1 protein-coding gene is annotated in these 1,269 nt (G+C 70.7%); it reads right to left on the bottom strand.

The features are described 5' to 3' along the window. Positions 1-115 precede the first annotated feature (115 nt). Positions 116-1,072 carry a type IV toxin-antitoxin system AbiEi family antitoxin domain-containing protein gene (locus tag G6030_RS15140; RefSeq protein ID WP_063971808.1) on the bottom strand — a complete coding sequence of 319 codons (957 nt, stop codon included), beginning with the start codon at positions 1,070-1,072 and terminating at the stop codon, positions 116-118. Between the last annotated feature and the right edge of the window lie 197 nt (positions 1,073-1,269).

Here is a 1,269-nt window from a genome sequence, read left to right as displayed (position 1 = left end):
GGCCTGGGGCGAGACGCCATGTCGGGGAGCGAGGCGCCATCGTCAGGAGCGGCTGCGGGGGTTGCTGGCTCGGCTGCGGGGGTCCTGACTCGAGAGCGCGGCCGCTGACGCGGGATCACGCGACGCGGCCCGGACCCCGGCCGAGGGACTCCTGAATCCTCATCGCCTCGCGGATGACCGGCACGACCCGGCCGCACTGATAGTCCTCCCACTGCCACCGCCGGACGATGTTGCCCAGAGATTCGATGTCGTTCTGCCGTCTCTTCTCGTCGCGGAGCTTCTTGCGGACGTCGACCTCGTCGTCGTCGATCCCGTACTTCCCCGTCCCGTCGGCCTCACCGACGAGCCCCCACTCCTCCCAGTACATGTCCACGAAGGCCGACGTCCCGTCCGAGAGGATGAACTCCCGTTGGAGCTCGGGCATCGGCAGACCGGCGCGACTGATCATCACCCTGCTGGCCGACTCGAGGACCGACTGGGCGCCCGCGTCCGCGAACGCCACCACGGCCCGGGCTCTGGCGATCCCCACCCGGCCGGCGGCGGCCTCGAGTTCGACCGCCAGATCGGTCGGGCTGCACAATTCGCGACGCAACGCCTCGTCCGCCGCACACACCGCGCCGGTGAAGGGACTCGTCCGCGCGACATCGACGATCGTCCGCGCCGGAGCGGTGACCGGGATGCCGTCCACCTCGACCACGGCGTCCGCGAGATCGAGATTGTGGCAGATCGTGCTCCTTCCGCGCCTGCTCCCGCTGCCGGGTCGATGCCTGGTGGTGGTGACCCGCCGGGTGTCCATCTCGTGGACGGGCAGACCGTGGAGGACGAGCGCCGAGGTATGCGACAGGGCGGTCCCGGGGCCGACGCTCTTCGCCGCGGCCCGCGATCTCATCTCGAGCATCGCCTCGGCCTTGTCGGGACCGGTGGGGAGTTCCGACGCGAGCGTGTAGATGCCGTGGCGGACGCGGTAGAGCTGACCGGTGCGTTCCGCGTGCTCGCGCGCTCGGCGACTATAGCCACGGGCGAGGAGCTCGGCCGCGGTGATGACGACTGGACGGGACTGATCAGTGCTCATGGCCAGGCAGTATTGCCGTGACGGGCCGGCCGTTTCCGTCGCGGAGGCCGGTTCTGCGCCCGGCCTGTGGAGAGGGGCGGGGCTGTGAGTTTCCGGCGGCTGCTGGGCCGTGGTTGTCCGTGGCAGCTGCTGGAAGCGGCCGTTGTCAGGCGTTCGCAGCTGCCGCTGATCCAGCCGGAGCACCAGCCGCCCGCCGC

The sequence above is a fragment of the Dietzia sp. E1 genome, assembly GCF_014145015.1.
Lineage (GTDB): Bacteria > Actinomycetota > Actinomycetes > Mycobacteriales > Mycobacteriaceae > Dietzia > Dietzia cinnamea_A.
Note: the sequence above shows the minus strand (reverse complement) of the source record. Positions and strands in the feature narration are given on the sequence as shown.

What these genes read in the sequence shown, in the direction of transcription:
- G6030_RS15140 (WP_063971808.1), bottom strand. Translation starts at nt 1,072, where the DNA reads ATGAGCACTGATCAGTCCCGTCCAGTCGTCATCACCGCGGCCGAGCTC.